A 26700-nucleotide genomic window follows, 5' to 3' on the forward strand; every position below is an offset into this window, starting at 1 on the left:
GACGGAGAGACCTACGGTGACCGGCGGGATAAATCCGGGACCTGGCCGAAGCCACCCCGCGGAACTGACGGTGGGTTTCACCCGCCGGTCGAAGCTTGAACTGGCTGGGTGGTGTAGCCTCCGTGATCGAACGATGACCGACGAACGATCCGGACTATCGGACGTGATGGACGCACTGGAGGAGCGAACGAGTGACGTGGAACTCGAGGAACCGACGGATGCGGGCGTACGAGAAGCGCTCGGCACCTGGGCGGGAGACGGCACGCTCGCGCTGGCGCTCGGGGCGCTCTGCTGGTATCGCGCGCTCCGGTCGACGGGGCGCGTCCGAGGGCTCGTGCTGGCGACACTCGGCACGGGCCTGCTCGGTCTCGGCGTGCGTCGACGGCGACCGAATCGAGCACCGACGGACGAGGAACCGCCGTGGATTCCAGCGGCGGTCGGTGAGTCCGAGGCGGAGGAGGCGGAGAAAGAGACCGCAGACGACGCGGCCGCCGCGCTCGAGCGGCCGGTGGTCGACCGGGAGTCGGAGACCGACCTGGGTGGGCGGGCAACCAGCGAGGGGCGCGTGCCGACGGCCGACGAGACGGACGATCCGAGACGGGGACCGGGTGAACACAGTGCGAGCGAGGTTTCCGAGACAGACCTGGCCGCAGAGCCGGGTGAGGCGACCGGCCCGGACGCAGTGCAGGCGGAGCCGACGCAGACGGAGGCGACCGAACCGGAGGCTGACGCGGACGCCGAGCAGGCAGGCGGGACCGACGCCGACGGGTTCGGCCAGGACGAAACCGACCTCGAAGCGGCCGACGAGGATGGCGACGCGCCGGACGCTCGAGCGGAAGACGGACGAGGCGAGACGGGGACGGCGGACGGGACGGAGGGAGCGACGGACGAGGGTGAGGAGTCGGGAGCAGGGGCGGAGGAGGCGGACGTCGAGCACGAGGCGGTCGACGACGAGGAGATGAACGGGCCGTGAGCGGTGGTCTCGCCCGGCCGTCGAAGGTGCCACGGTACCTGTTCGGACTCCTCCACCCCTCGAGTGACTGGGGTCCCGAGTTGCTCGCGGTTCGCGAGCGCCCCGTCGAGCCGACGTGGTCCGCGGCGACGGGGACCGACGAGCCGCCCGAGCGAGTGCTCGTCTTCCGCGCCGAGGCGGAGTGATCAGCGCCGACGCTCGAGCAGCCACCAGGCGAGCGCGCCGAGGAGGAAGGCGACGCCGACGTTGACGACGAGACCGAGGAGACCGACGCCGACGACCGCGGCGAACCCGGCGCGCGTGCCGATGGGGGCGAGCGCCGCTCGCGCCAGTTCGACGCCGACGACGGCGAGGAGGACGCCCAACAGCGCCATCGGGAACGCAGCCAGGAGCGCCCCGACGGCGACGAGCGCGAGCGCGAGGTAGCCGACGCCGAGGACCAGGTTCGCCCCGGCGGTTCGTGCGCCGAAGGCGTGTTTTCCAGCGAGACCGCCGCTGCCGTGACACATCGGAATTGCCCCGAAGGGAACGGCCGCGAGGCAGGTGACGCCCATGCTCCGGGAGAGGTCGTCGGGCGAGACCTTCCGGTCGTAGAGGTCGGCACAGAGCAGCGAGGTCGCGATGGCGGCGTTGCCGACCGTCATGCCGAGCTGGGCGACGGTTCCCTCGAGCGCGCCACGGGAGAACGAGGGCGTCCCGGCGGGAAAGAGGGTGAGCGCGGGGAGGCGGGGTGTCGGCAGGCCGGTGACGGCGACGGCGGCGAGCGAACCCACACCGAGGACGACGAGCGCGCTCGCGCGAAAGCGCCCGGCGAGGACACAGCCAGCGACGAGCGCGACACCGGCCAGCGCGAGCGACGGGTCGGCGACCGACAGCGAGAGGGCCGCCTCGAGCAACAACAGCGCGACGGCGAGCTGGATGCCGCGGACCACCGGCGCGCCGACGACGCGCTGGATGCGCCCGACCAGTCCGAACCGGGCACCGACGAGCAGAACCAGCCCGCAGAGCAGCCCCGCGGCGGCGAGTTCCGGGTAGGAGAGCGCGCCGACGATGGCGAGACCGGCGAGCGCCTTCATCGGCTCGAGCGAGAGCGGCATCCCGTAGACGAGTCCCCAGACGATCTGGAAGACGCCGAAGCCGACGAGGACGTGAGCGAGCGAGACGCTCGTGGTGGCGGCGAGAGCGACCAGCAGCGGCAAGACCGTAATCGAATCACCTAGCGCACCGATCAGCTCACCCGTACTGAGTTCGATCTCGGCCCGTGTCCCTGGAAGGGACGTAACAGCCATTGAGTAGCACTAGACGGAGATTCACATGACTCTTTTCAGCAACCGATACGAGTTTCCACGCGTCGGGGAAGAAACCATATGTAGTTATCCCTCCCGGTCTGGAACCGGACGACTGCAGCGACGATCAGACAGAGCTAACCGACCGACTTTAGTGGGTTTGGGTGTGACCCAGTTTGGAAAGATCGACCGGGCGTTCTTCGACGAGCGTATCGCGCCGAACCTGGGTGGTGTGCGCGAGGACGTCGCGGTCGGCCCGGCCCACGGTATCGACTTCGGGGTGATCGACGTCGGTGGACGCACCGTCGCCATCGCGACCGACCCGCTCTCGATCCTGCCAGCGCTCGGCTTCGAGCGGGCGGCGCGCTTCGCCCTCGACCTCGTTCTCGCGGACGTCGCCGTCAGCGCCATCGCCCCGACCCACCTCTCGGTCTGTTTTACCCTGCCGCCCGAGATGACCGACGAGCAGTTCGCGACGGTCTGGGAGACGATCCACGCCGAGTGTCGCGACCTCGGCGTCGCCGTCGTCACGGGCCACACGGCGCGTTACTCGGACTGTTCGTACCCCTGGGTCGGCGCGGCGACGGTCCTCGGCGTCGGCGATCCGGAGCAGGTCGTCCGGCCCGACGGCGCGCGGCCCGGCGACCGCCTGCTCGTGACGACCGGACCCGGTGCGGAGACCGTCGGCCTGCTCGCGACGCTGTTCGCGGACGAACTCGAGCTCTCCGAGGCGACGCTCTCGGCCGCCCAGGAGCGACTCGAGGACGTCTACTGCGTGCGCGACGCGCTGACGGCCGCCGCGGCGGGACCGGTGCGAGCGATGCACGACGTGACCGAGGGCGGACTGGCGGGGGCGCTTTGTGAGATGGCCGACGGTGCTGGCGTCCGTTTCGAAATCGACCGTGCGGCGGTGCCGGTGAAGCCGGGCGTCGAGGCGGTCTGTACCCACCTCGAGATCGACCCCTGGAGCGTGACCAGCTGTGGCTCGCTCGTCCTCGCGGTCGCCCCCGAGGGCGTCGACGCGGTCCGTGAGGCGCTTTCGTCGCGGGGCACCCTCGTCGCCGAGGTCGGACGCGTCGACGCTGGCTCGGGGGTGGTCGTCGACGGTGAACCGCTCAGCCACCCGGAGACGGACCCCGCCTGGGATGCGTACGCGGACCTCCTCGAGCGCCGCGAGCGGTGACGGGCGGGCGGTAATGAACGGGAATGGGTGGTGATTGGCGGTGATGGGCGGCGGGACCACGCCCGAGCGGAGCGCCGCCGCTTAGTACCACCGGGGCGTACCACGAGGTATGAGACAGCCAGCACCCGACAGCCGCCCCGTCGCCCTCACCATCGCCGGCAGTGACTCCGGCGGCGGCGCGGGCATCCAGGCGGACCTGGCGACGATGGCCGCTCACGGCGTCTTCGGCACCTCGGTGATCACGGCCGTCACCGCCCAGCACACCCGCGGGGTCGAACGCGCCTTCCCCCTCCCGCTCGAGGAGGTGCTCGCGCAGTTCGACGCCGTCACCGGGGATTTCGACCTCGGCGCGATCAAGACCGGCATGCTCGCGACGGGCGATCTCGTCGCGGCCGTCGCCGACCGGGTGGCGAGACTCGAGACACCCGTCGTCGTCGATCCCGTGATGGTCGCGACCTCCGGCGACCGGCTCCTCGAGCGAGACGCAGAGCGCGCCTACGAGGAGTTGATCGCCGAATCGACGGTCGTGACGCCGAACGCCGACGAGGCCGCAGTGCTCACCGACATAACGGTCGAGGACGAGGCGAGCGCTCGCGCGGCAGGCGAGCACCTGTGTGCGATGGGCGCGGAGACCGCGCTCGTCAAGGGTGGACACGTCCCCGGCGAGGTCGTCCGCGACGTCCTCGTCACCGCCGAGGAGACGCTGACGCTCGAGCATCCCCGCGTCGACACCGACGCCACCCACGGCTCCGGCTGTGCGCTCTCGGCGGCCATCGCCGCACGCCTGGCCGCGGGAGACGACCTCGAGCGAGCGGTGGCCGAGGCGAGTGGCTTCCTCGCACGGGCGATCAGGTACCACTACGCCGTCGGGCAGGGTCCCGGCGCGGTCAACCACGCCGTCACGCTGCGCAACGAGGCGGCGAAGGCGACGGCCGCCGCCGAGGTCGGCCACACGCTCGAGCGACTGTCCGGGGAGACCGATGCCCTCGTCGCCGGAGCGACCCCGTTCGCGGAGACGCTCACGGACGTGTTCGTCGGCGACTCGAGCGACCCACGGGCGGAGGTGCGACCCGCCTCGACGGGCGGCCGGGAGGCGGCGGGTGAACTGGCCCACCTCGTCCTCGCCGTCCGCGAACGCATCCCCGCAGTTCGGTTCGCGACCGGCGTTCGGCTCACACCGGCCGTCGAGCGCGCACTCGAGGGCCGTGTCGTCGCCATCGACGGCTGTGACCGGGCGGCGCTCGAGGCGGCACTCGACTCGACGAGTGGCGTCCACAGGGCGGACCCCGACGCGTGGCCCACGCTCCTCGTCGAGCACAGTGGGAAACGGCACGCAGTAGTCGTCGGCACGGAACCGGACGCGGTGTGTGACCGAACGCCAACACCGTGACCGGGCGGGCGCCGACCGCACGACGAGACGCATCCCCGAACAGCGTGGAGACTGAATACCACCTTCAGCTATAGGTACAGCAGACAATCGAGTTTCCGTCAGTAGTTTCACGGCCACAGTATCCGACACAAAATTCGCCCCAAGTGCAAATCGAAGCGTTCATTCCCCCACAAGGAGGCACCGACGGGTCGGTTCGAGACATCGTCACCGGAACCTACAGGCCAGGTATCGATAGAGGTGTCGTATCTATTGGCATGCATTCAGACGAATACTTCTGCGTGTGAGAATGGAGCGTGGCGTGGAACGTACTCGAGTCCGTCACGAAGCACGGCCAGCTATTACAGTCGTACGCGCGTAATGGAGAACTAACTCGAAACCGAGTGAGAGGAAGCGATTGCGACGCGGGTCGCGACCGGCGTTTGACGATGGCAAACGGCGCGTGAGTGAGCGGTCCCGAACGGAGGATCGTGAAACTCCGAGCATCGAGAGCGGCGGCTCGAGCGAACGAGACGGGCGTCGGCCTCCCCGGAATCGGAGCGATAGTACCAATTGAAACGATGTACACACCGCTCGCAGCCATCGCCCGGAGACCGGCCTGAGAGGACGGTCTCCAGGGGGAACGATAGTAGCCACTGCAAGTCAGTGGCTCCGCTACCAGACGTCGACCCAGCCGAGCTGTGAAGCCCAGTTCTCGGGACCCGAGAGGGTAACGCGGAGGAAGTAGAATCCGTCGTCGACGGCGTCGGCAGTGTACTCGTAGTTGTCCCACCAGTGGCCGGGTTCGTCCTCGTCGTCGTGCGCCTCGCTGTAGCGGTCGCGGTCGGCCTCGACGGGGGTCCACTCGTCGCCGTCAGTGGAGACGGAAACGGCGATGTCGGTACCGTCGTCCGGGTGGTAGTGCGTCTCCACGCGGAACCCACCGATCGGTCGGTCGAAGCGGTAGATCACGTGCGCATCGTCGGCGTTGGCACGGTTCAGCCGCGAGGGGTCGGTCTCCCCGGTGGGCCGGGCGAACTGACCGTCGTTCGAGGTGTCCAGCCAGAGGTTGGCCAGATCGGACGACTCGTGGAGGGAGTCGATCGACGCGAGTCCGTCTTCGAACGGCAGCGAGTGGACCGTACCGAGGTCGTCGCGACTCGAGACCTCGAGGTGGCCCAGTTGCGGCGTCCAGTGTTCCTCACCCGAGAGCGTCAGCCTGAGGTAGGTCACGCCCTCGGGGGCGATGGCGGTGTACTCGTAGTTGTCCCACCAGTGGCCGGGTTCGTCCTCGTCGCCGTGCGCCTCGCTGTAGTGGTCGACGCCGACGTCGAGGGCGTCCCAGCGTTCGCCGTCGGCCGAGACCGAGAGGTCGATCGCACCGTCGAAGTCGGGGTGGACGTGACCCTCGAGACGGACGCGTCCGATCCGGTCGGTGAAGCCGAACACGATGTGGGCGTGTCCGTTCTCCTGACGGTTCATCCGCGAGGGATCGGTCTCGGTCTCCGCACCGTCAGGCCTGGCGAACTGTGGGGTGCCCGTCGTATCGAAACTGAGCGCTCCGTACGCCGAGGAGGCGTGAAGAGCCGCCATGTCGGTGAAATCCTCCTGGAACGGAAGGTCGTGGAGAATCTCACGACCGTCGTCCGTATCGTCGCCAGCCCCATCGTCGATGTCCTCGTCACCGGTATTCGCACCGTCGCCGTCACCGTCGGTCTCCTCACCGTCTCCATCCCCGCTCGAGTCGTCGCCACTGCCACCGAGGCCCGGAATCAGCCCCCGATCGTCGTCCTCGTCCGCTCCGCTGAGACAGCCACCGAGCGCCGCGAAGAGACCGGTACTACCGAGTGCGAGGAAGACGCGTCGGCCGGTCGGGTCGGGGGGAGTTCGGTCGGCCACCGAGCGTGGCTGTGCTCCCTCTTTCACAGTCGCGCTCGTGTGAGTGTCGTCGATCATCCAGCATGCAATACCGCTGGACGACGCATAAGCGCGCTGGCCGTTCGCCGCGGAGCGCGACGGCGACGATACACGGCCGAGAATCGCGTTACTCGAGGTCGCGCCAGGTGCGTTCGGGCACCCAGCCGAGCAGGCGTTCGGCCTTCTCGACGCTGATGAGCGTCTCGGTGCCCGAGAGCGGGGTGCGCACCTCGGCGTCGGGATAGAACTCCGCGGCGAGCGTCGCCGAATCGACGGTCATCGACGTGTCACCCGCGACCGCCCAGAACACCTCGTGGCCGTCGAACGCCGCCTCGACTGCGTGGCGAGCGAGCGACGCTGCGTCCTCGATGTGGATGTACGAGAAGACCACGTCGCGCGTCGTGTGGTGCCAGGCGTCGTCGATACCCTCGAGCGTGCGGTCGGCTTCGACGAACGTCTCGCGCAACTCCTCGCTGGTGGCGACCCAGGGGTAGCGAAGCGACGAGATGGGTGGTGCGTCGGCCAGGCGGCCGAAGCCGTCGGCGGTCACCTCGAGTGCGTGTTTGCTCACTGCGTAGGGGTCCCGGGGGGTCACCGGATGGTCCTCGTCGACCGGGAGGTACTCGATTTCGGTCGGCTCCGCCTGGTAGGCCGCTCCCATCGCGTTGATGCTCGAGGCGAGGACGACCGACTCGAGACCGAGTTCGGTGGCCGCCTCGAGTACGTGATAGGAGGACACGACGTTACTCTCGTAGGTCCGGAAGCCGGGGTGGTTCGTCGGGCCGGGAATCGTCCCCATGTGGACGACGGCGTCGGCGTCGCTGCGCGCGAGCGAGCCGTAGACCTCGCCAGCGTCTAAGAGGTCGGTCGAGCGGAACTCGTCCGAAACCGCCTCGCGACGCTTCCCGCGGGCGACGTTGACGGTCTCGTAGCCGTGGTCTGCGAATTCCGCGAGGATCGCCTCCCCGAGTTTGCCGTTCCCGCCGGTCACCGCGACGGTCTCTACTGTCATACATGTGCCTTCTGGAGACAGGGTGTTAAAGCTCGCGTTTCACCCACCTGTGCACCGGCGGCCGAGCGGGGCGGTCTCGCCTGGGCGCAAAGAAAGACCTAAGATTCCCCGTTCGAAACGGGCGTTCACCGATACGGCCATGAAACTCTCACTCGTCCTTCCACCGACACCGGACCACCGCTGGGACCTCGCCAAACAGATCGGCGTCGACCACGCCGTCTACCACTCACTCGAGATCGGTGACGGCACCTGTCCCTCGGCGTACGACGACCTCCTCCCACTGATCAACCGCTACCGGGACAACGGCATCGAACCGGCCGTCTTCGAGGGCAGCGTCCCCATCTCGGATACGACCCGCCTCGGACTCGAGGGACGCGACGAGGAGATCGACGAGTTCTGTACCTTCCTTCGCAACCTCGGCGAACTCGGCGTCGAGACCGTCTGTTACGACTGGATGGCAGGCTTACGCTGGGCGCGCACCTCGTTGACGACGCCCTCGCGGGGTGGCTCACTCACCACCTCCTACGACGACGACCACATGCGCCGCGGGCCGACGCCCGCCGCGGCGAAGACGACGAGCAGCGAGGACCTCTGGGAGAGTCTGACCTACTTCTTAGAGCGCGTCGTCCCCGTCGCCGAGGAGGCGGACGTGAAACTCGGTCTCCACCCCGACGACCCGCCGCGCGAGGAGGTCCGGGGGATGCCCCGGATCGTCAACAGCGTCGAGGCCTACGACCGCGTCCTCGAGATCGTCGACTCGCCGTACAACGGCGTCACCTTCTGTCAGGGCAACTTCGCGGCGATGGGCGTCGATATCCCGGAGACGATCCGTCACTTCGGCGATTCGATCCAGTTCGTCCACTACCGCGACGTCGACGGCGACGTCGACGGCTTCGTCGAGACCTGGCACGACGACGGCCCGACCGACATGCTCGCCGCCATGCGCGCCTACCGCGAGGTCGGCTTCGACGGGGCGATCCGCCCCGACCACGTGCCGACGATGGCCGGCGAGGACAACTCCATCCCCGGCTACCACATCAACGGCAAACTGTTCGCCATCGGCTACATGAAGGGCCTGCTCGAGCAGGTCGACGCCGACGACTGACGCGACCGGTCGTTTTTTCGACGGTGCCGGAGACCGAGCACTGAGGACGGTCTCGAGGGGGTCGTCGGTCAAGGAGTGTACGCGAACTAGTCGTACGCCTGGCGTGCAGGGATCGAGACGAAGGGTAGGCGAGCGAAAGCGTACAGTAAGTACTGATCGTAGATGAACGGTATTTTGGGATAGATTTAAGCATATTGGATCGAAAGAACGTGAACGTCAGCCAATGACATCGAATCGCGGTTCACCGAGCGGTGAGTATAGCGAGTCACGACCGAAGCGGGCGCTGTCACGACGGCAGTTTCTGGCGAGCAGCGCGCTCGCGCTGGGTGCTGGTGCCGCCGGCACGAGTTCGAGCGTCAGTGCGAGTCCGAGTAGTACGCCGGTGCCGAGCGTCGAAGAGACCACAGACCACCTCTCGCATCCGAATCCGTCCCCAGAGGCAGTCGCGCTCTATCGGTACCTCCACGACGAGTGGGGCAGCCGGATCCTCTCGGGCCAGCAGTACGAGCCCTGGTGGGGAATCGACGAACTCGAGTACATCGAGTCGGTGACGGGGCGACAGCCAGCGGTCATCGGCGCTGACTTCATCCACGGCGACAGATCGCGTCCCGTCAGTCAGGCGATGGAGTACTGGGACCGTGGCGGCATCACTGCCATCATGTGGCACTGGGGCTCGCCGGGACACATGATCGGCGAAGACGAGTACGACCGCAGCCTGAACACCGACATGGACGCCTGGGCCGTCTTCGACGAAGGGTCGTCGGCACACCAGGCGTTCTGGGACGAACTGAACGAGGTGGCAGACCACCTCGAGACGCTTCGTGACGCGGGCGTTCCCATCATCTGGCGTCCCTTCCACGAGTTCGACGGGGGCTGGTTCTGGTGGGGTGGCAACGGGGCGGACGCGTTCACGGACCTGTGGGAAACCATGCACTGGTACTTGGTCGAGGAACGCGACCTCGACAATCTCGTCTGGCTCCTCCCGCACGCGGACTATCCCAGCGCGAACTGGGTACCCGACCGGTCGACGTTCGACCTCTGGGGAGCCGACACCTACAGTGCGGACGACTCCTACGAGAGACTGTACTGGGACACCGTCTCGGTCCACAGCAACGACCGCCCGATTATCAAACACGAGACCGGCCACCCACCGGACCCGGATGCCGCCGCGAACGCGGGCGCCTGGTGGTCGATGTGGATCAACTGGCACACCGACTGGCTCACCGACGTCGACGACTGGCACCTCGAGTCCGTCTACAACCACGAGTTGACCGTCACCTTAGACGACGTCCCCAACATCGTCGCCGAGTACGGCGGAGACGCTGGCGGCACCGACCCCGACGGGCCGCCGGAGATCGCCGGCAACACCCCACAGGACCTCACCGGAGACGGGTTGTACGAGGACGTCACCGGGGACGGCCAACTGGGCTTCAACGATGTCGTGACGTTCTTCGAAGAACACGACAGCGACGCCGTCCAGGGCAACGTCGAGTACTTCGACTTCTCCGGCAGCGGGGGCGTCGGCTTCAACGACGTGATCGCCCTGTTCGAGCGTCTGTAAGCTCTCGCCGACTGTTGCTCGAGCGCCGCCTCCGGCGTTTGTCCCGTCTCACGTGAGCGGCCGGGCTGCGACGGCAGGCACGCGAGGAGAGCGAAGGACTCCTCGAGCGCGACAGCCGCTCGAACGAACGCAAATCGGAGATTCGCTGGCCCGAACGGCCTACAGCCGTTCGAATACACCGAGACTACCGTCTCGTCAGCCCGAGCGCCTTACAGCCGCTCGAACAGTGCAACAACGTCCGTGAAACCAACCTGACCGTTTCCGCTGAAGTCGAACGCGTCGGGATTGCCCGCGACCGCTGGCTCGTCGAGCTGTTCGAAGAACGTCACGACGTCGTTGAACCCGACCCGGCCGTCACCGGTCACGTCCTCGTGAAGGCCGTCGCCGGTGATGTCACAGGCGGTGTAGCCGTCGATGGCGATCCCGTCGCCGTTGCACGGACCCGTCTGGTCCGCCTCGACGACGACCGTGTACTCGTACCCCGAGGTCGCCCCACACGCGTTGGTGTGCGTCGCCGTGTAGGTCGCCGTCTCCGCCGGGGAGACCTCGATCTCTCGCGAACTCGAGTCGACGTCCGGTCCTGCCCACGACCACGAGCCGCCGGTGTGGGGGTGGGGACCGAACTCGACGGTCGCGCCCGGTTCGATCGTCACCTCGCCGGTCTGGGCCCAGTCGCCGCCGTCGACGCGAAGGTAGGGGGTGATCGCCGACGGCTCACAGGTTCCGGGGTCGCCACCATCCCCGGGTTCGGCCGGACCGGGGTCGTCGCCCGGCGAGTCCTCGCAGTAGGTGTTGCCGTCGACGACCGTATTCGAGGCGTAGGTGTCGATGTCGGTGCCGTTGTCACAGAAGTCGTTGTCGAGGATGGCGTTGTGTTCGGTGTCGGGACCGGTCTCGCGAACGCCGTAGTTGTGGCCGCGAATAACACAGTTCTGGATCGTGACTTCGCGAGTGTGTGGGTGGCGGTCATCGCTTCGCGAGTCGATGCGAAAGCCCTCGCCACCGTTGTCGACGACGGTGCCGCCGTTTACCTGGACGTCCCGGGAGTCCTGGATCAGGTTGCCGCCGTTGCCCTCGAGATAGACCTCCTCGATGGTGATGCCGTGGCTGCCGGAGACGGTGAAGACGCCCCGGCCACAGTCGATCGAGCGTACCAGGTCGACGTGGATGTCGGGACCGGCGTCGTTCGCACACCGGAAGCCCGCGTAGCCGCCGCCTTCGTTCGCCCGCACCGCGTCGACGACGCCGACGCGCGCGCTACTCGTGTCGTTGAGCAGTAGGCCCGACCCACCGGTATCTCTGGCCTGGACGACGCCGATCTCGATATCGTGGACGTTGTAGGTCTCGACGCCGTGCGATCCCGTCCTCTCGACGTAGACGTCTCCGATGCGGACGTGCTCGGTCGTTTCGAGGCCCATACTGCGGCCGCCGTCGATGCGGATGCCGATTCCCGGTCCACCCGTGATCTCGATCGTCCCGAGGGTGACGTCGTAACACCGCTGGATCCGCATTCCCATCCCGGCCGAGGTGTCGATCGACAGTGAGCTGATCTCTATGGTCTCCTCCCTGTCGGCGTAGAACGGCATGTCCCCTCCGCCGTGGTCGATGTGCTCCCGGAACTCCAGCGCGGTGTAACTGGGAAGGTAGACGGTGCCGCTTGCCGAACCGCCGTCGTGGATGACCACCGTCTCCTTCGCGGTGCGCCCGCTCGAGAGACCGTCGATCGCCGACTGGACCGCGCCGAACATACTCGAGCCACTGTAGACCGACGTGCCGTGGGCCTCCGCGTACCAGGTGCCCCCTTCGCGCCAGACGTCGGCGTCGTGGCCGTCGGCACCGACACGGCCGACCGCGCCGAGAACCAGCCCCGAACCGAGGAGACCGAGCGCGCGTCGGCGCGTGAGTGTGTCTCGAGTGCGACGTTTCGAACAGCTACCAGCAGACGGAACGCGTTCGTCAGCCATGGTTCGGTGAACGAATTCATCACTATTAAATTTATTTTCTATGTGGAAGAATATTATCCGTGTCATCCGTATATACGGAGCCGACCGAGAGACCGGCCGGTCACGGAACAACCGACGCGAGAAAGCGGTGTGTCGAAGGGTCGACACCCGGCTAGCAGCGGTTCCGCCGGAAGGGACCGGCGGGTAACCGCGTCCCGCGCGGGTGGGTAGGGCCTGCGCGGGGGTGAACGCACGACGCTCGAGCGGGCGACGCAGGTCTACGTCGCACTCGAGTCCGACGATTCGATGGTGCAAGACGTCGGTGTCGGCGTTCGTCGAACGGAGGTCCGGGCGGTCGGGTTGGAAACCGACCGACAGATGGGGTGTGTCGTATCCTGCTTACAACATCTCGAAGAGGGCGACGACGTCGTTGAAGCCGACGCCCCCGCTGGCGCTGAAGTCGAAGTACTCGACGTTGCCCTGGACGACGTCGCCGTCGTGTTCTTCGAAGAACGTCACGACGTCGTTGAAGCCCAGTTGGCCGTCGCCGGTGATGTCCTCGTAGAGACCGTCGCCGGAGAGGTCCTGGGCGTCCATGCCGTTGCCGTTGACGTCGAGACCGGACGGGCCGGTGCCCGGGTCGCTCTCGCCGCCGCTCTTCTCGGCGACGACGTCGGCGTACGCTTCGATAATGTAGCCCGACTCGTCGCGGTAGAGCTGGAAGCCGTCGTGGTCCTGGGTGGAGTCTAAGACGACCTGCCAGGGCAGGACGGCGTTGGCGTCGTACTCGTCACAGACGTCGTACCACTCCTCGAGATACTCGTTGCGCGTCTCGAGACCGTTGTCGATGTTGACGTTGAACTCGCCGAGGTAGGCGGGTTTGCCGAGTTCCTCGTGGGCATCCTCGAGTCGGCTCGAGATGTACTCGGCGCCGTCGGCGAGTGGGAAGCCCCAGTGGTCGGGGTAGAGGTGGAACGAGGCCGCGTCGATGGTGTCGTAGGAGTGGTGTTCGATGTAGTCCTGGCCGTCCCAGTCACCGTCGGGATACTCCTCGCTCCAGTGGCCGTAGTAGTGGCCCTCGGAGCCGGTCGAGACGAGGTGGTTCGAGTCGAGATCCTTGATGAGCGCCGACATGTCCTGGATCCAGTTGCCGAGGATCTCGCGGTGTTCGCCGACGTCACCACGTTCGAACGTACTGCCGTCTTCGGTGTCGTCGGCCTCGAGTCGGGGCTCGTTGGCGAGTTCCCACAGCACGATGGTTGGGTCGTCGCGCCACTCGACGCCGGAGATGGAGTTCTCGCGGGTGACGATGGTTTCGACGTGGTTCGTGTAGAGGTCGCGCGCCTCCTCGTCGGTGTAGAAGTGCTCGCGGCTGCTCCCGCCGGTCCACTCGGCGTACTGGAGCATCCCTCCTTCGTGGTCCCAGTTGTCGACGAGTGCGACGATGAGACGAATGCCACGCTCTTTGGCGGCTTCGATCACGTAATCGTGTAACTCGAGCGCCTCCTCGTTGTGGACGCCGGGTTCTGGCTGGACCACGTACGGGCCGGGTTTGGCCTCGCCGTGGGCCCAGATGCGCACCAGGTCGATGCCCAGCTCCTCGTAGAGGTCGAACACGTCGTCGATGCGCCCTTCGCTCATCGTGGAGTCGTCGGTGATCCAGAAGTTGTTCGCCCCGTTGAAGAACACGGTCTCACCGTCGACGACGAAGTCGGTGCCCGACGTCTCCACGAAGTGCTCGTGGTTCGGGTCGACCGTCGCCGCCGAGACGCCACTCGTCGCCAGTGTGCCAGTGAGTCCCGCAGCACCGAGTGCGAGACCACTTTTTAGGATACGTCTGCGTGTAACCATACGGCCTGTCGTTCACGCTCCTACTTGATAAAAATAACTGAAGTGAAGTGTGAATAAGCCGGCGAATAGTACACGAAAACGTGAGTATGCTGAGACACTCGAGTCGAACGGCGAGTCGACCGCGGCGCTACGAGAGGAACGTCCGCGGGAGCGGCTCCGGCCGGGCGCAGGTCGTCTCGAGGTCGCGGTAGGCGCCGGTCTCACTCGAGGTGCGGACCGCCTCGAGCGCCTCGAGGACGTGGCCGGCGAGCGCGCCGCTGGCGCGCAGGTCCCAGTCGCCGGCGAGGGCGTAGGCCATGTCGACGACGCCGAGACCGCGGTTGCCGGGGTGGTCGTGAGTCGGATCGACGAGTTCCCACTCACCGCGTGGTGTCTCGGCGGTGTGGACGTAGACCGGGTCGTCGAAACGGTTGGGGTCGGGAAGCGAGATGGTTCCCTCGGTGCCGTAGAGTTCGAAGCCGCCGAGCCTGCTCGCAGGCACGTCGAAACTCGTCTGGACGGTCGCGGTCGCCCCGTTCTCGAAGGTGAGGAGACCGCTCTCGTGGGTCGGCACCTCGACGTCGATCAGCTCACCCGCGTGTGGCTCGCTCGTGATCTCGCGCTGAGTGCGCGGCGTCGAGACCGTGCCCGCGACGCGTGCGATGGGACCGAGCAGGGAGACGAGCGCCGTCACGTAGTACGGTCCCATGTCGAACAGCGGGCCGCCGCCCTCACCGTAGTAAAAGGCCGGCGAGGGGTGCCAGCTCTCGTGGCCAGGGCTACCCCAGACCGCCAGCGCGCCGATTGGCTCACCGATCGCTCCCTCCTCGAGCAGCGTCCGGCAGGTCTGGAAGCTCTTCCCGAGGAAAGTGTCGGGGGCGGACCCGACGAGACAGTCGTGCTCGCGCGCGGTCTCGAGGATCTCCTGGCCCGCCGCACTCGAGACGGCGAGCGGTTTCTCGGTGTAGACGTGTTTGCCAGCCTCGAGCGCCTCGAGCGTGACCTCGGCGTGGGCGGTCGGCGGCGTCAGGTTGAGGACGATGTCGACCTCGTCGGCGGCGAACAACTCGTCGACGCTCATCGCCTCGATGTCGTATTCGGCGGCCGTCTCGCGGGCGCGTTCGGTGTCGATGTCGGCGCAGGCGACGACCTCGAGTTCGTCGTAGATCTGTCCGGCCTGGACGTATCGGTCGCTGATTGCGCCCGTGCCGACGATGCCGAGTGTGGCGTGGTCCATGCCCGTCTTACGTCGGTGTCGCGGCTTAACGACACGGGTACCGGAGAAGGGGTCGGTGGTGTGCGCCGCGAGTGCGGGCGTGCTCAGTAGGTGTCCGTGAGCGTCCGCACCGAGAGCGCATCGGCGAGGTCGTGGCCAGCGCGCCCGTCTGCTGGCCGGAACGAGAGGCGGCGGCGCTCGCCGGGGACCAGGTGGAAGTAGTTGTCGGAGAAGTGCCCCGCCAGCGAGGGAGCCTCGAGCGCGACGAACAGCGCGACGTCGGTCGACTCGACGATCACGTCGGTGCCCTCGACCGAGACCGACAGTTCCGGCGTCGGCAACTCGAGGTGTTTGTACGGCTCGAAGAAGGCGAACGAGGGGTAGGTCTCGAGGGCGGCCGAGTCGACGTCGTAGCTCGCGCGGACGACGAGTGTCTCCGTCGGAACCTCGGGGAGGTCCTCGCCGAGTGCGAGCGTCGCGACCGCGCGGCTCTCGTCGCCCTCGAGCGTGATCGACTCCTCACGTACGAGGTGGCACTCGCCGTCGGTGGTGTAGGTCTCGAGCCTGAGCGTGCCGGCCGTCGCCTCCTGGCGGTCGCTCGTGAGCCAGACGGCGACCTCGTCCGTCTCTTCGTCGACGACCGTCGAGACGAGGACGGGCGCGTAGAAGCGCCGGGTCATGTACTGGAGGGCCTTCCAGCGGCCGCCGTACTCGATCGACGACCAGGAGGCACACGGCCAGAGGTCGTTGAGCTGCCAGTAGAGCGTCCCCGCACAGTAGGGTTTGAGCCGCCGCCAGTGCTCGATGGCGATCTGCATCGCCAGGCCGTGTTGGAGCTGGCTCAGGTAGACCAGGTCGTCGAACGCGAAGGGGATGCGGAAGTGGTCGGCCATCCGCTTGAGGATGCGCCGGTTGCCGCCGGGGTTTCGCTGGTGGTGCTCCATGACCGGTGCCGTCGGGTTCAGCTGGTCGTCGGGGACGACCTCGGCGAGGAGGTCGACGGAGGCGAACGACTGGTAGCCGAACTCGGAGACGAAGCGCGGGATCACCGAGAGGTAGTCTTCGAACGGCTCGCCGTCGTGCCAGACGTCCCAGTAGTGGACGTCGCCGCGGCGCTGGTCGTGCGGGTCGCGGTCGCTCTCGTCGCCGAAGAGACCGCCGCTCGAGGGCGAGCCGGGCCAGAACGTCCGCGAGGGGTCTTCGGCTTCGACGACGGGCGCGATGGTCTCGTCGTTGAGCCGTCGGTAGTCGGCGTAGTAGGCCTCGATGTGTGGGGAGTCGTCGAACCAGTTGACCAGCGACATCTCGTTCTCGTTGTTGCCACACCAGAGCGCGAGCGAGGGGCGGTTCGCGAGGCGTCTGACCTGGTAGCGGACCTCGGCTTCGACGCTCTCGAGGAAGTCGTCGGTGGCGGGGTAGAGCGCACACGAGAACATGAAGTCCTGCCAGACGAGCAGGCCGAGTTCGTCACAGCGGTCGTAGAAGGTCTCGAGTTCGTAGTAGCCCCCGCCCCAGACGCGGATCATGTTCATGTGCGCCTCGGCGGCGCTCGTGAGCAGTCGCTCGTACTGTGCGTCCTCGACGTGGCCGCGCATGTTCTCGGTCGGGATCCAGTTCGCCCCCTTCGCGTAGATGGGGACGCCGTTGACGACGAACTCGAACGTCTCGCCGCCCTCCCCGTCCGGGTCGCGTCGGAGCGTCAGGTCCCGGAAGCCGATGCGCTCGGTGACGGTGTGAGCGTCCTCGCCGGCGAGCGTGACCTCGAGGTCGTACAGCGGCTGGTCGCCGTAGCCGTTTGGCCACCAGAGGTCGGGCTCCTCGACGGTCAGCGAGAGCGCGAGTTCGTTCTCGCCTTCCTCGAGCCTGACCGTCTGCGTCTCGCTCGCGCCAGCGACTGCGGCCGAGAGGTCGTAGCTGCCCGCCCGTGGCGCGTCCGCGCCGACGCGCACGTCGAGGGTGACCGAGCCGTCCTCGTGGGTCTGTTCGGTCGTCGTGTAGCTGATGCGCGGACTCGAGTAGGCGAGGAGGCTGATGTCGCGCCAGATGCCGACGCCGGGGAGACAGGGACCCCAGTCCCAGCCGAAGTGACACTGGGCCTTCCGGATGAAGTTCCGGCCTGGCTGGTCGACGGGGTAGCGGATCAGCGGCACCTCGTAGGGGTAGGACTCGAGTTCGCTCGCGGCGTACTCGACGGGTGAGCGAAACGCGACGGTCACCTCGTTCTCGCCGGGTTCGAGCACGCCGTCGAGGTCGAACTCGTAGCGCCGGTGCATGTTCTCGGTCTCGCCGACGGAGACGCCGTTGACGAACACCTCGGCGACGGTGTCGACGCCGAGACACTCGAGACGGAGGCGCTCGTGAGAGAGGACCGCCTCGTCGACGGTGAACGTACGGCTGTAGGTCCAGTCGGTCTCGCCGACCCACTGGACGTCGAGTTCGGTGTCGCCGTCGTAGGGGTCGTCGATGACGCCGTTCGCGAGGAGGTCTGAGTAGACGTCCCCCGGAACGACGGCCGTCCGCCAGTCGTCGTCGGTCGCCGCGCGGAACTGCCAGGTGCCGTTGAGAGAGTGTGTGTACATGCGTCAGTATCCTGAGTGGTGTCTCGGTCGTCGGTTCACGTCGCGCCCCCGACGTCGCCTGCAGACGACGCTCGCAACCAATTGCGACGACCGAGAGCCAGGGACCATCTCGCGAAGACGGTACGGAGGCCACGTATAAATACGTGTGCCATCGCTCGAGCGCGTGTAGGCGGCGTCTCCGGCCACGTTTCGGCGTCCGTTCCCGTCGCACGTCCGCGGTCTCCGGCCTTTCGGTTCGAAAGCGGTGATCGTTTCCGATTTCGTTTCCCAGTGTCAAACGTCTCTGGCGCATATCGGCGGTGAAATTCCACATAGCAAACGCGCTGACGAGCGACGGTGGCGCGGGGACACCTCCCGCTGAGAGTGAAAACGACCGCATTGACCGTCAAGAACGGGAGACGCGGGCAGATGGGACTGTCACTCGACGGCACGAGATACGAACGCCGGCGGAGCGGGTGGGGCGAGGTCGTTTCCTATCGTCAAACGAATCGGGCGAGCCACACCGAACGCCCGGGTCCGACCGTCGTGACCACCGCCTCGAGGCTCACGCCCACTCGGAGTAGGTCGTATTGATCTCGACGACGCCGGCGATGTTGCGGATCTGGTCGGGAATCGTCCGACGGTAGCGTTCACCGGTGAGCCGGTCGGCCGACCCCGAGACGCTGATCGCACCCAGGAGGTCGCCCGAGCGGGTCGTGATCGCCGAGGCCACACACCGGACGCCGTCGAAGCGTTCCTCCTCGTCGAAGGCGACGTGTTCGGTGCGGATCGTCTCGAGTTCCGCCTCGAGCGTCGCCCGGTCGGTGATCGTCCGCTCGGTGTGGGGCGTCAGCTCGAGGTCCTCGAGGACGGTCGCGACGCGCTCGTCGGGCAAGGCCGCGAGGAACGCCTTGCCGGCGGCCGTACAGTGGAGTTCCTCGATGCTGCCGACGTGGGTTCGCGAACGGTCGACGTGTGCGCCCTGGGCCTGGTAGACGGTGACGCCGTAGCCGTTGCGCTCGACGACGAGACGCACCTCCTCGCCGGTCTCCTCGGCGAGCTGATCGACGTCGTGTTTCGCGAGCTGGTAGATCTTCTCTCGCGCCCGGGCCTGGCCGCCAAAGGTGAGAAACCGGAGCCCGATGCGGTAGCGGCCGTCGACGTTCTCGAGACAGTCGTAGTGCTCGAGGGTCTTGACGTAGTGGTGGATCGTGCTCTTCGAGAGGTCGAACTCGGCGGCGAGTTCGGTGACGCCGGCCTCCTCGCGCTCGTAGATGGCGTCGAGCAGCCTGATGGCCGTCTCGACCGATTTGATCGTCTTCCCCGGGGCGTCCGTCGGTGTGTGCATGCTCTGAAAGAGTGTGGGCCGTGTCCGATTAAACCTAGCGACGCCCGGACGGCTCCCGCGTACGTCAGCGCCGCTGGGCGGCGGCGTAGATCTCCGTGACCGCGCGCTGGACGGCCATCGCCTGGTGGACGTTGGTCTGGTCGGGGCGAGTTCCGCTGACGACGGCGTCGAGGAACGTCTGGAGTTCGTCCTCGTAGGGGTCGTTGTGGCGGGCGACGATCGAGGAGTCGACGTAGTGGTCGACCTCGCCGCCGCGGACCTCGTAGAGCGTCAAATCCTGGCGCTGGTCGACCCAGGGGTCGACCTCGGTCAGCGTGTTGGTGATGTCGAGAGAGGCCCCCGCGGCCGTCCCGCGCAGGTCGTAGGTGTGGACCGACTCGGCGTTGACCGCCCAGGCAACCTCGACGTCCGCCGTCGTCCCGTCGTCGAACTCGAGGAACGCGTTGACCGAGTCCTCGACGTCGTACATCTTCGCCTCGCCGTCTTCACCCCACATCTCGAGGTAGGCGTAGTCCTCTCTGGGACCGAACTCGGAGCGAGAGGTGGCGATCACGTCTTCGATGGCGGGCCAGTCACAGAAGTAGAGCAGCAGGTCGAGGAGGTGGCCGCCGACGTCCATCAGCGCGCCGCCGCCGGCGAACTCACTCGAGGTGTACCACGTCCCCCGCCCGGGGACGCCACGCCGTCGGATGAACTTCGCCTGAATGTGGGTCAACTCCCCGAAGTAGCCCTCGTCGAGGTACTCCTTGAGGATGCGGACGGGGTTGCGAAAGCGGTGGTGGAAGCCGACCATACAGATCTGGCCGGACGCCTCGGCGGCCTCGACGATCCGTTCGGCGCTCTCGACGGTGTGAGCCAGTGGCTTCTCGAGCAGCACGTCGTGGCCCGCCTCGAACGCCGCCGTCGCGACCGTCTCGTGGAACTTATTCGGCGTCGAGATGATCACGGCGTCGATCGCCGTCTCGAAGAGGTCGGCCGGCCGTTCGTAGGTCTCGGTCTCGAAGCGCTCCTCGAACTCCGCACGGATGCTCGGATCGGCGTCGGCACCCGTCACCTCGTGGCCGAGGGCGGTGAGGATCTGGGCGTGGTTCGTCCCGTGGGTCCCCAGACCGACGATCCCGATCGTGAGCCGCGGTCGATCCCGTTGCATACCGACCCACTCCGTATGCGGGGTGAATAAAGGTGCGTATTCCACACCCCCGCCGGCGCTCGAGCGCGTTCCCGTCACCGACGGGAGCGAGGCCGGGATTACAAGCATATGGTTGTAACACGCCACACGCGAGCGGGTGACCGGCTCGAGTACCGTTGGCAGCGGTGGTAGCGGTTTAGACAATTTTACTTATATGCTAGTGTAAAATACTCGTTTTGTAGTGCCCAGTGCACATCCAGTTGAGGCTCGAAAATACGGCCAATAAATCACCGCTTTTATGCACATATCCACCCAGATTCGCACATATTACCACAGTTTACACTATATCGAAGAGTCCCCCCACATACCCACATGAATACTAAATTCGAGAGTTCTGTAGAATGAAATACTTTCTGATATGTATGTGAGAGCCGGTGACTCGAGCGAGCGAACTCCTGGCTACCGACGGCCACAGCCACCCCGCAATCCGCAGGATTTTACCGGTGGACCGTCACACCCAGCGTATGACAGAGGCGACCGGCATCGTCGGGGAGTTTCTCTCGCTGAAAGCGGAGACGGAGGCCGACTTACTCGCGATGCAGTGTGGGGACTTCTACGAGTTCTTCGCCGACGACGCAGAACTCGTCGGCGAGGAACTCGAGTTGAACGTCTCACAGAAGTCCTCACACGGCTCGTCGTACCCGATGGCGGGCGTCCCGGTGAGCGACCTCACACCGTACCTGAAGGCGCTCGTCGAGCGCGGCTACCGGGTCGCCGTCGCCGACCAGTACGAGACCGACGACGGCCACGCCAGAGAGATCGTCCGCGTCGTCACCCCCGGGACACTCCTCGAGACGAGCGACGCCGACGCACAGTATCTGGCGGCCGTGGTCGCGGGCGGAACGGGGGGCGCAGGTGGGACGGGTGGTGGCTCGAGCGACCCCGCCTACGGTCTCGCCTTCGCCGACGTGACGACCGGGCGGTTCCTGGTCGCCGACGCCGCCGACGCCGAGACCGCGCTCACCGAACTCTACCGCTTCGCCCCCGTCGAGGTCCTCCCCGGACCCGAGGTGCGCGGCGACGACGAGTTCCTGAACCGGATCCGCGAGCGGACCGACGCGACGCTCACCCTCCACGACACCGAATCGTTCGCGCCGAAGCGGGCGAGCCACGCCGTCGGCTCCCACTTCGGCCGCGAGCGCGTCGACCGACTCGAGGTCTCGAGGCTCGCCATCTCGGCGGCGGGGGCCGTCCTCGCCTACGTCGAAGATAGCGGCGTCGGCGTCCTCACCTCGATGACGCGCATTCAGGCCCACCACGGTGAGGACCACGTCACCCTCGACGCGACCACCCAGCGCAACCTCGAACTCACCGAGACGATGCACGGCGAGCGGGCGGGGTCGCTGTTCGCCACCATCGACCACACCGAGACGAGCCCCGGCGCACGCCTGCTCAAAGAGTGGCTCCAGCGCCCCCGTCGCGACCTCGCCGTCCTCGAAGAGCGCCAGGCGTGTGTCGCCGCGCTCGCCTCTGCGGCGCTCGCCCGGGACGAACTCAGAGACCACCTCGGGACGGCCTACGACCTGGCGCGACTCGCCTCGCGCTCGAGCCACGGCAGCGCGGACGCACGCGACCTCTCGGCGGTGAGAGAGACGCTCACGGTGTTGCCGCGGGTTCGCGAGGTGATCGCGAACGACCCCGCGCTCGCCGACTCGCCGCTGGCGGCGGTCGTCGACCGGCCCGACCGCGACACCGCGAGCGAACTCCGGAGCGCACTCGAGGAGGCACTCGCCGAGGAGCCGCCGTCGACGGTCACCCAGGGAGAGCTCATCAGGCCCGCCTACGACGACGAGCTAGCCGACCTCGTCGAGCGCCACGAGGCGGTCAGGGAGTGGCTCGACGGACTCGCCGACCGGGAGAAACGCGCCCACGGTCTCAGCCACGTCTCGGTCGACCGGAACAAGACCGACGGCTACTACATCCAGGTCGGCCGGTCGGCGGCCGACGGCGTCCCCGAGCACTACCGCGAGATCAAGGCGCTGAAGAACTCGAAGCGCTTTACGACGCCCGAACTCGAAGAGCGAGAGCGCGAAGTGCTCAGACTCGAGGAGCGCCGCTGGGACCTCGAGTACGACCTGTTCTGTGACCTGCGCGAGCGGGTCGCGAGCGAGGCACAGCTGCTCCAGGACGTCGGGCGGGCGCTCGCGACGGTCGACGCCTGTGCGAGTCTGGCGACCCACGCCGCCGAGAACGGCTGGGTGTGTCCGGAGCTGTGTCCGCCCGGTGAACTCGCCATCGACCAGGGGCGACACCCGGTCGTCGAGCAGACGACGGAGTTCGTCCCGAACGACGTCCGTCTCGACGCCGAGCGGCGCTTTCTCGTCGTCACCGGCCCGAACATGTCCGGAAAGTCGACCTACATGCGCCAGGTCGCCTGTATCGTCCTGTTGGCGCAGGTCGGCAGTTTCGTCCCCGCTCGCGAGGCCCGGATCGGTCTCGTCGACGGCATCTTCACGCGCGTCGGCGCGCTCGACGAACTGGCCCAGGGGCGCTCGACGTTCATGGTCGAGATGAGCGAACTCTCGAACATCCTCCACGCCGCCACCGAGGAGTCACTCGTTATTCTGGACGAAGTCGGCCGTGGGACGGCGACCTACGACGGCATCTCCATCGCCTGGGCCGCCACCGAGTACCTCCACAACGAGGTCCGGGCACACACCCTCTTCGCCACCCACTACCACGAACTGACCGGCCTGGCCGACCACCTCCCGCGCGTGGCGAACGTCCACGTCGCCGCCGACGAACGCGACGGCGACGTCACCTTCCTGCGCACCGTCAGGGAGGGTCCCACCGACCGCTCCTACGGGATTCACGTCGCGAATCTCGCAGGCGTCCCCGGTCCCGTCGTCGACCGCTCGAGAGACGTCCTCGAGCGGCTTCGCGAGGAGAAGGCCATCGAGGCGAAAGGCGGAACCTCGAGCGAACCGGTGCAGACGGTGTTCGACCTCGGCAGCGGCCGCTTCCGGAGCGAGGCGAACGCCGACGGCGGCGATTCGGAGCCGCTCGACCCCGCCCTCGAGTCGGTGCTCGAGGAACTCCGCGGACTCGACGTGAACGAGGTCGCCCCGCTCGAGGTGCTGGCGATGGTCCAGGAGTGGCAGTCGCGCCTCCCGGGCGAGGAGTGACGCCAGCCGGAGACCCGCGGCCTGGCCTGCGGTCCGGAGTTCAGTCGGCGGCGGTCGGTGAGTCGTCGTCGTCGTCGGCGGTCAGGTCGTCACTCGCGACCGTCGCGTCGTCGACACCGTTCGAGACCACCGCGTCCTCGTCGTCGAACTCGAGTGTCGTCGACCCCGCCATCGACGCAGGCGTCGAGACCAGGTGGACGTCGTGCTGTGGGAAGGGAAACTCGATGTCGGCGGCGTTCAGCCTCTTGTAGATGGCCCGGTTGAGTTCGTGGCGGGCCTTGTTCGCTCGGACCGGCGACCCGACCCAGCAGAGCAGTTCGTACTCGAGCGCCGAGTCGCCGAAGGAGCGAAACCGCATCCGCGGCTTTGGCGACTCGAGGACCAGCGGTTCGTCGATGGCGATCTCCATGACGAGGTCCTCGAACGCGTCGATGTCGGTGCCGTAGGCGACGCCGACGGGAACCTTGAGCCGTCTGCGCCGTTGGGGTGCCGACTGGTTGATCACCTTCGCCTCGTTCAACGAGGAGTTCGGAACCGTCACGAGCACTTCGTCGCGCATCATGAGCGTCGTCGAGCGGACGCCGACTTTGACGACGGTGCCCGCCTCGCCGGAGTCGAGTTCGATGTAGTCGCCGATCTTGTAGGTGTCGTCGAAGTAGAGCGCGATGCCGCCGAAGAAGTTCGCGACCGTGTCCTGGGCGGCGAAGCCGACCGCGATACCGACGACGCCGGCGGCACCCAGCAGCGGCGAGATGCTGTACTCCCAGATCGAGAGGGTCACGACGACCGTCCCCCCGATCACCACGAGCGTCCAGACGTTCGAGAAGACGGGGGCGAAGTCGAACCGTTCCCCCTTGTCTTTCACCTCCTCGACCATCCGGTTGACGACGCGGTTCAGGGCGAACGCCCACGCGAGGACGATCACCGACAGCGCCGGCCGCCCGAAGAAGTTCTCGAGTTGGCGCTCGGAGAGGACGACCGACTCGAGGACCGCCGGCACCTGCGTCAGGAGGTAGACGCCCGCCAGCGCGGCCGTGACGACCAGCGGCAGGCGGAGTTCACCGACGATGATGTAGTCGTACTCGGTCTTCGTTCGGCTGGTAAAGCGCAGGAGCGAGCGCAAGACGACGACCTCGAGGACGAACGCGAGCGCGAGGGAGGTCCCGATCAGGAGTGCCGTCGCCTCCCAGGCAGTGCGCCCTTCGAACAGGTGGGTGAGTGTATCCATAGTCACGAAAGTCAGGATCGATAGCCATCGAAAGCAGAGCAGCGAAGTAACCGTTGTGGTTCCACAGATGCTCGAGTTCGTCCTCGAGACCCCTCGCTCGAGACGGCGGCGGACTCCAGGCCGACCGCGAGCGAGTGGAAAAACAACGCGGTGGCGGTAGACCGGATGCGGCGTCTCGAAGACGGTCCGTCAGTTGTCGCGGCCAACGGTGGTGAACTACCCCACCCTACTCGCTCACGGCTGATGCCGTTCGCTCCTTGAGGGTGGGGCTTCCTGATTCAACGACGTTGTCAGACTACGTCTGACAGCCTGTCGAGGTCCCCTCGACAAACGCGCTTTGCAGGAACCGAATGGGTTCCCGTAGGGAGCGCAGTCTCCACAGGCGTTCGAAAATCGCTGAGCGATTTTCGCAGCCCATCAGAATCGCTGTGCGATTCTGAGGACGTTGATTCGGAGCGTCCCGCTCCTACTTTCTTGATACCGCGAGAAAGAATGTTCCACGCTGCATTCCAATCCCTGTCCGCCGTGAATCCGCACGAGGGACAGGAGTGTTCGCGGACCCACAACGGTTTGTCGGTCGAGACACCGCAGGCCGCACACTCTTTGGTCGTTCCGGCCGGATCGACAGCCACGAAGTGCGTCCCTTCGCGTTCGCACTTGTACTCGAGCATCCGGAGGAACGTTCCCCACGCCGCTCCGGCACGGTTCCGAGAGTTACCGTCAAGCTCGACCAAACCTTTCGCGTCAAGGTCTTCGACTGCGACGAGATCGTACTCTCGAGCGTAGTAGTTCGAGAGTTTGTGCAAGAAGTCTCGACGCTTGTTCTTCAGGTCGGCGTGGCACTCGGCAACGCGACGGCGCTGCTTCTCGTAGTTGTTCGACCCGTGCTCTTTGCGCGAGAGTTTGCGTTGCTCCCGCTCGAGGCGGTCGCGTTCGTCCGAGAGGTCGGCCGATTCAATCGCGTGGCCGTCGGTGTCGTGTGCGTACTTCAGAATCCCTACGTCGATTCCAACAGACTTCTTGGGATTCTCAGCCTTCTCCGGTGGCTCTCGGTCGACTTCGACGCCGAACGTGGCGAACCACTCGCCGGTCGGCTCCTTCTTGAGCGTGACCTGTTTGAGTGTGGCGTCGTCGGGAATCTGTCGGTGGAGCCGGATTGGAATGTCCGCGAGTTTCGAGAGCGACAGCACAGTCTGACCGCCCTTCTTGTCGAGCTTGAAGCCAGACTGGTTGTACGTGAAACTGCGGAACTCGCGCGGCGGTTTCCACTTGAGCATCCCGACACCGTAGCCCTTCTCTTTGAGAGCGGAAAGGCTACTGAGGTTGTTGAACAGCCGTTCAACGACGGTTTGGAGAACTTTCGAGTACACGTCCGAGAGACCGTCCCACCACTTTTTGAGGTCAGGTAGCTCCGACCGAAGTGTGGTCATGGACGGCAGATCGCCGTGATTCTCTCGGTACTCGTTGAGGCGGTAGCGGGTGTGGTTGTACAGTTGCCTACAGATATCGCGGTGGCGGTCCAACTCCTCACGGTGGGTGTCGGACGGCTCGAGACGATACTTGTAGGCGTAGTACATCAGTTCTCGCGTTCCTCGATGAGTTCGTCCAGTTTGTCTTGGACGAACCGAGAGAGATTCAGGTGGTTCTCTTGAACCCACTCCTCTTGGTCGTCCCGGATTGAAATGTTCTTACGCTTTGCCACACCACAAGTTACACACGTTGTGTAGTTAAGTGTTCGGGGCGTGGGCCTGTGGGCCTGCTGTAGAACAGTGTAAGGAACTCATGCGGCGTTGACGAGACGCTTTGTGTCTCGTTCGCACACCAGAAATCGCAGATTTCTGGGGACGCTGTATCCCCTCC

The 26700-nt window shown here is 66.3% G+C and carries 18 protein-coding genes and 1 pseudogene; 7 read left to right on the plus strand and 12 right to left on the minus strand.

Annotation, left to right across the window (positions count from 1 at the left end):
• Window positions 1-133: 133 nt before the first annotated feature.
• Window positions 134-973, plus strand: a complete 840-nt coding sequence (locus N0B15_RS02450) for a hypothetical protein (RefSeq protein ID WP_263017783.1) — start codon at window positions 134-136, stop codon at window positions 971-973.
• Window positions 970-1158 carry a hypothetical protein gene (locus N0B15_RS02455; protein WP_263017785.1) on the plus strand — a complete coding sequence of 63 codons (189 nt, stop codon included), beginning with the start codon at window positions 970-972 and terminating at the stop codon, window positions 1156-1158. The genes N0B15_RS02450 and N0B15_RS02455 overlap by 4 nt, the downstream gene beginning before the upstream one ends.
• On the opposite strand, the gene N0B15_RS02460 is transcribed toward N0B15_RS02455, so the two are convergent.
• Window positions 1159-2262 (minus strand): putative sulfate/molybdate transporter, encoded by a 1104-nt coding sequence (locus N0B15_RS02460; RefSeq protein WP_263017787.1) that lies wholly within the window; start codon window positions 2260-2262, stop codon window positions 1159-1161.
• A gap of 163 nt (window positions 2263-2425) precedes the next feature.
• Here N0B15_RS02460 and N0B15_RS02465 point away from each other — a divergent pair, with 163 nt between their 5' ends.
• Both N0B15_RS02465 and thiD read left to right on the plus strand, forming a co-directional pair.
• Window positions 2426-3442 carry an AIR synthase family protein gene (locus tag N0B15_RS02465; RefSeq protein WP_263017788.1) on the plus strand — a complete coding sequence of 339 codons (1017 nt, stop codon included), beginning with the start codon at window positions 2426-2428 and terminating at the stop codon, window positions 3440-3442.
• 109 nt (window positions 3443-3551) lie between these two features.
• The gene (gene thiD / locus N0B15_RS02470; RefSeq protein ID WP_263017790.1) at window positions 3552-4832 is read left to right on the plus strand and encodes a bifunctional hydroxymethylpyrimidine kinase/phosphomethylpyrimidine kinase; all 1281 of its coding nucleotides are present in this window, start codon (window positions 3552-3554) and stop codon (window positions 4830-4832) included.
• 651 nt (window positions 4833-5483) lie between these two features.
• On the opposite strand, the gene N0B15_RS02475 is transcribed toward thiD, so the two are convergent.
• Entirely contained in the window at window positions 5484-6764 is a 1281-nt protein-coding gene (locus tag N0B15_RS02475) for a hypothetical protein (RefSeq protein ID WP_263017792.1), read from the minus strand.
• An 88-nt stretch (window positions 6765-6852) separates the two neighbouring features.
• A complete protein-coding gene (locus tag N0B15_RS02480) occupies window positions 6853-7737 on the minus strand; it encodes an NAD-dependent epimerase/dehydratase family protein (protein ID WP_263017793.1) in 885 nt (294 codons plus the stop codon).
• 139 nt (window positions 7738-7876) lie between these two features.
• On the opposite strand from N0B15_RS02480, the gene N0B15_RS02485 reads away from it, so the two are divergent.
• Both N0B15_RS02485 and N0B15_RS02490 read left to right on the plus strand, forming a co-directional pair.
• Window positions 7877-8842 carry a mannonate dehydratase gene (locus N0B15_RS02485; RefSeq protein WP_263017795.1) on the plus strand — a complete coding sequence of 322 codons (966 nt, stop codon included), beginning with the start codon at window positions 7877-7879 and terminating at the stop codon, window positions 8840-8842.
• Between the two features lie 223 nt (window positions 8843-9065).
• Window positions 9066-10403 (plus strand): glycoside hydrolase family 26 protein, encoded by a 1338-nt coding sequence (locus N0B15_RS02490; RefSeq protein WP_263017796.1) that lies wholly within the window; start codon window positions 9066-9068, stop codon window positions 10401-10403.
• A gap of 209 nt (window positions 10404-10612) precedes the next feature.
• On the opposite strand, the gene N0B15_RS02495 is transcribed toward N0B15_RS02490, so the two are convergent.
• The 6 genes from N0B15_RS02495 to N0B15_RS02520 all read right to left on the minus strand — a co-directional run bounded on the left by N0B15_RS02495 (window position 10613) and on the right by N0B15_RS02520 (window position 20448).
• The gene (locus tag N0B15_RS02495; RefSeq protein ID WP_263017797.1) at window positions 10613-12367 is read right to left on the minus strand and encodes a NosD domain-containing protein; all 1755 of its coding nucleotides are present in this window, start codon (window positions 12365-12367) and stop codon (window positions 10613-10615) included.
• Between the two features lie 378 nt (window positions 12368-12745).
• Window positions 12746-14197, minus strand: a complete 1452-nt coding sequence (locus tag N0B15_RS02500) for a cellulase family glycosylhydrolase (protein ID WP_263017798.1) — start codon at window positions 14195-14197, stop codon at window positions 12746-12748.
• A 127-nt stretch (window positions 14198-14324) separates the two neighbouring features.
• On the minus strand, window positions 14325-15413 hold the full coding sequence (locus N0B15_RS02505; RefSeq protein ID WP_263017799.1) for a Gfo/Idh/MocA family protein: 1089 nt from the start codon (window positions 15411-15413) through the stop codon (window positions 14325-14327).
• An 83-nt stretch (window positions 15414-15496) separates the two neighbouring features.
• Window positions 15497-17971: a beta-mannosidase gene (locus tag N0B15_RS02510; protein WP_263017800.1), complete on the minus strand. Its 2475-nt coding sequence runs from the start codon at window positions 17969-17971 to the stop codon at window positions 15497-15499.
• A gap of 544 nt (window positions 17972-18515) precedes the next feature.
• Entirely contained in the window at window positions 18516-19298 is a 783-nt protein-coding gene (locus tag N0B15_RS02515) for an IclR family transcriptional regulator (RefSeq protein ID WP_263017801.1), read from the minus strand.
• A 64-nt stretch (window positions 19299-19362) separates the two neighbouring features.
• Window positions 19363-20448: a Gfo/Idh/MocA family protein gene (locus N0B15_RS02520; RefSeq protein WP_263017802.1), complete on the minus strand. Its 1086-nt coding sequence runs from the start codon at window positions 20446-20448 to the stop codon at window positions 19363-19365.
• Window positions 20449-20951: 503 nt separating this feature from the next.
• Here N0B15_RS02520 and mutS point away from each other — a divergent pair.
• Window positions 20952-23612 carry a DNA mismatch repair protein MutS gene (gene mutS, locus N0B15_RS02525; RefSeq protein WP_263017803.1) on the plus strand — a complete coding sequence of 887 codons (2661 nt, stop codon included), beginning with the start codon at window positions 20952-20954 and terminating at the stop codon, window positions 23610-23612.
• A 40-nt stretch (window positions 23613-23652) separates the two neighbouring features.
• Here mutS and N0B15_RS02530 read toward each other — a convergent pair whose 3' ends face one another.
• From N0B15_RS02530 to N0B15_RS02540, 3 genes and pseudogenes are all read right to left on the minus strand, one after another.
• Window positions 23653-24840: a mechanosensitive ion channel family protein gene (locus tag N0B15_RS02530; RefSeq protein WP_263017804.1), complete on the minus strand. Its 1188-nt coding sequence runs from the start codon at window positions 24838-24840 to the stop codon at window positions 23653-23655.
• Between the two features lie 226 nt (window positions 24841-25066).
• Window positions 25067-26417: pseudogene (locus N0B15_RS02535) on the minus strand (RNA-guided endonuclease InsQ/TnpB family protein).
• A complete protein-coding gene (locus N0B15_RS02540; protein ID WP_263017807.1) occupies window positions 26417-26542 on the minus strand; it encodes a hypothetical protein in 126 nt (41 codons plus the stop codon). Before N0B15_RS02540 ends, N0B15_RS02535 begins: the two are co-directional and overlap by 1 nt.
• Between the last annotated feature and the right edge of the window lie 158 nt (window positions 26543-26700).

This window comes from Natronobiforma cellulositropha (assembly GCF_025629245.1).
Classification (GTDB): domain Archaea; phylum Halobacteriota; class Halobacteria; order Halobacteriales; family Natrialbaceae; genus Natronobiforma; species Natronobiforma cellulositropha.

Excerpts from the sequence above, each read along its gene's own strand:
- N0B15_RS02490 (WP_263017796.1), top strand. The coding sequence starts at position 9,066 with ATGACATCGAATCGCGGTTCACCGAGCGGTGAGTATAGCGAGTCACGA.
- N0B15_RS02530 (WP_263017804.1), bottom strand. The coding sequence starts at position 24,840 with ATGGATACACTCACCCACCTGTTCGAAGGGCGCACTGCCTGGGAGGCG.
- mutS (WP_263017803.1), top strand. The coding sequence starts at position 20,952 with ATGACAGAGGCGACCGGCATCGTCGGGGAGTTTCTCTCGCTGAAAGCG.
- N0B15_RS02485 (WP_263017795.1), top strand. The coding sequence starts at position 7,877 with ATGAAACTCTCACTCGTCCTTCCACCGACACCGGACCACCGCTGGGAC.
- N0B15_RS02495 (WP_263017797.1), bottom strand. The coding sequence starts at position 12,367 with ATGGCTGACGAACGCGTTCCGTCTGCTGGTAGCTGTTCGAAACGTCGC.
- N0B15_RS02450 (WP_263017783.1), top strand. The coding sequence starts at position 134 with ATGACCGACGAACGATCCGGACTATCGGACGTGATGGACGCACTGGAG.
- N0B15_RS02460 (WP_263017787.1), bottom strand. The coding sequence starts at position 2,262 with ATGGCTGTTACGTCCCTTCCAGGGACACGGGCCGAGATCGAACTCAGT.
- N0B15_RS02520 (WP_263017802.1), bottom strand. The coding sequence starts at position 20,448 with ATGCAACGGGATCGACCGCGGCTCACGATCGGGATCGTCGGTCTGGGG.
- thiD (WP_263017790.1), top strand. The coding sequence starts at position 3,552 with ATGAGACAGCCAGCACCCGACAGCCGCCCCGTCGCCCTCACCATCGCC.
- N0B15_RS02500 (WP_263017798.1), bottom strand. The coding sequence starts at position 14,197 with ATGGTTACACGCAGACGTATCCTAAAAAGTGGTCTCGCACTCGGTGCT.
- N0B15_RS02515 (WP_263017801.1), bottom strand. The coding sequence starts at position 19,298 with ATGCACACACCGACGGACGCCCCGGGGAAGACGATCAAATCGGTCGAG.
- N0B15_RS02510 (WP_263017800.1), bottom strand. The coding sequence starts at position 17,971 with ATGTACACACACTCTCTCAACGGCACCTGGCAGTTCCGCGCGGCGACC.
- N0B15_RS02480 (WP_263017793.1), bottom strand. The coding sequence starts at position 7,737 with ATGACAGTAGAGACCGTCGCGGTGACCGGCGGGAACGGCAAACTCGGG.
- N0B15_RS02505 (WP_263017799.1), bottom strand. The coding sequence starts at position 15,413 with ATGGACCACGCCACACTCGGCATCGTCGGCACGGGCGCAATCAGCGAC.
- N0B15_RS02475 (WP_263017792.1), bottom strand. The coding sequence starts at position 6,764 with ATGATCGACGACACTCACACGAGCGCGACTGTGAAAGAGGGAGCACAG.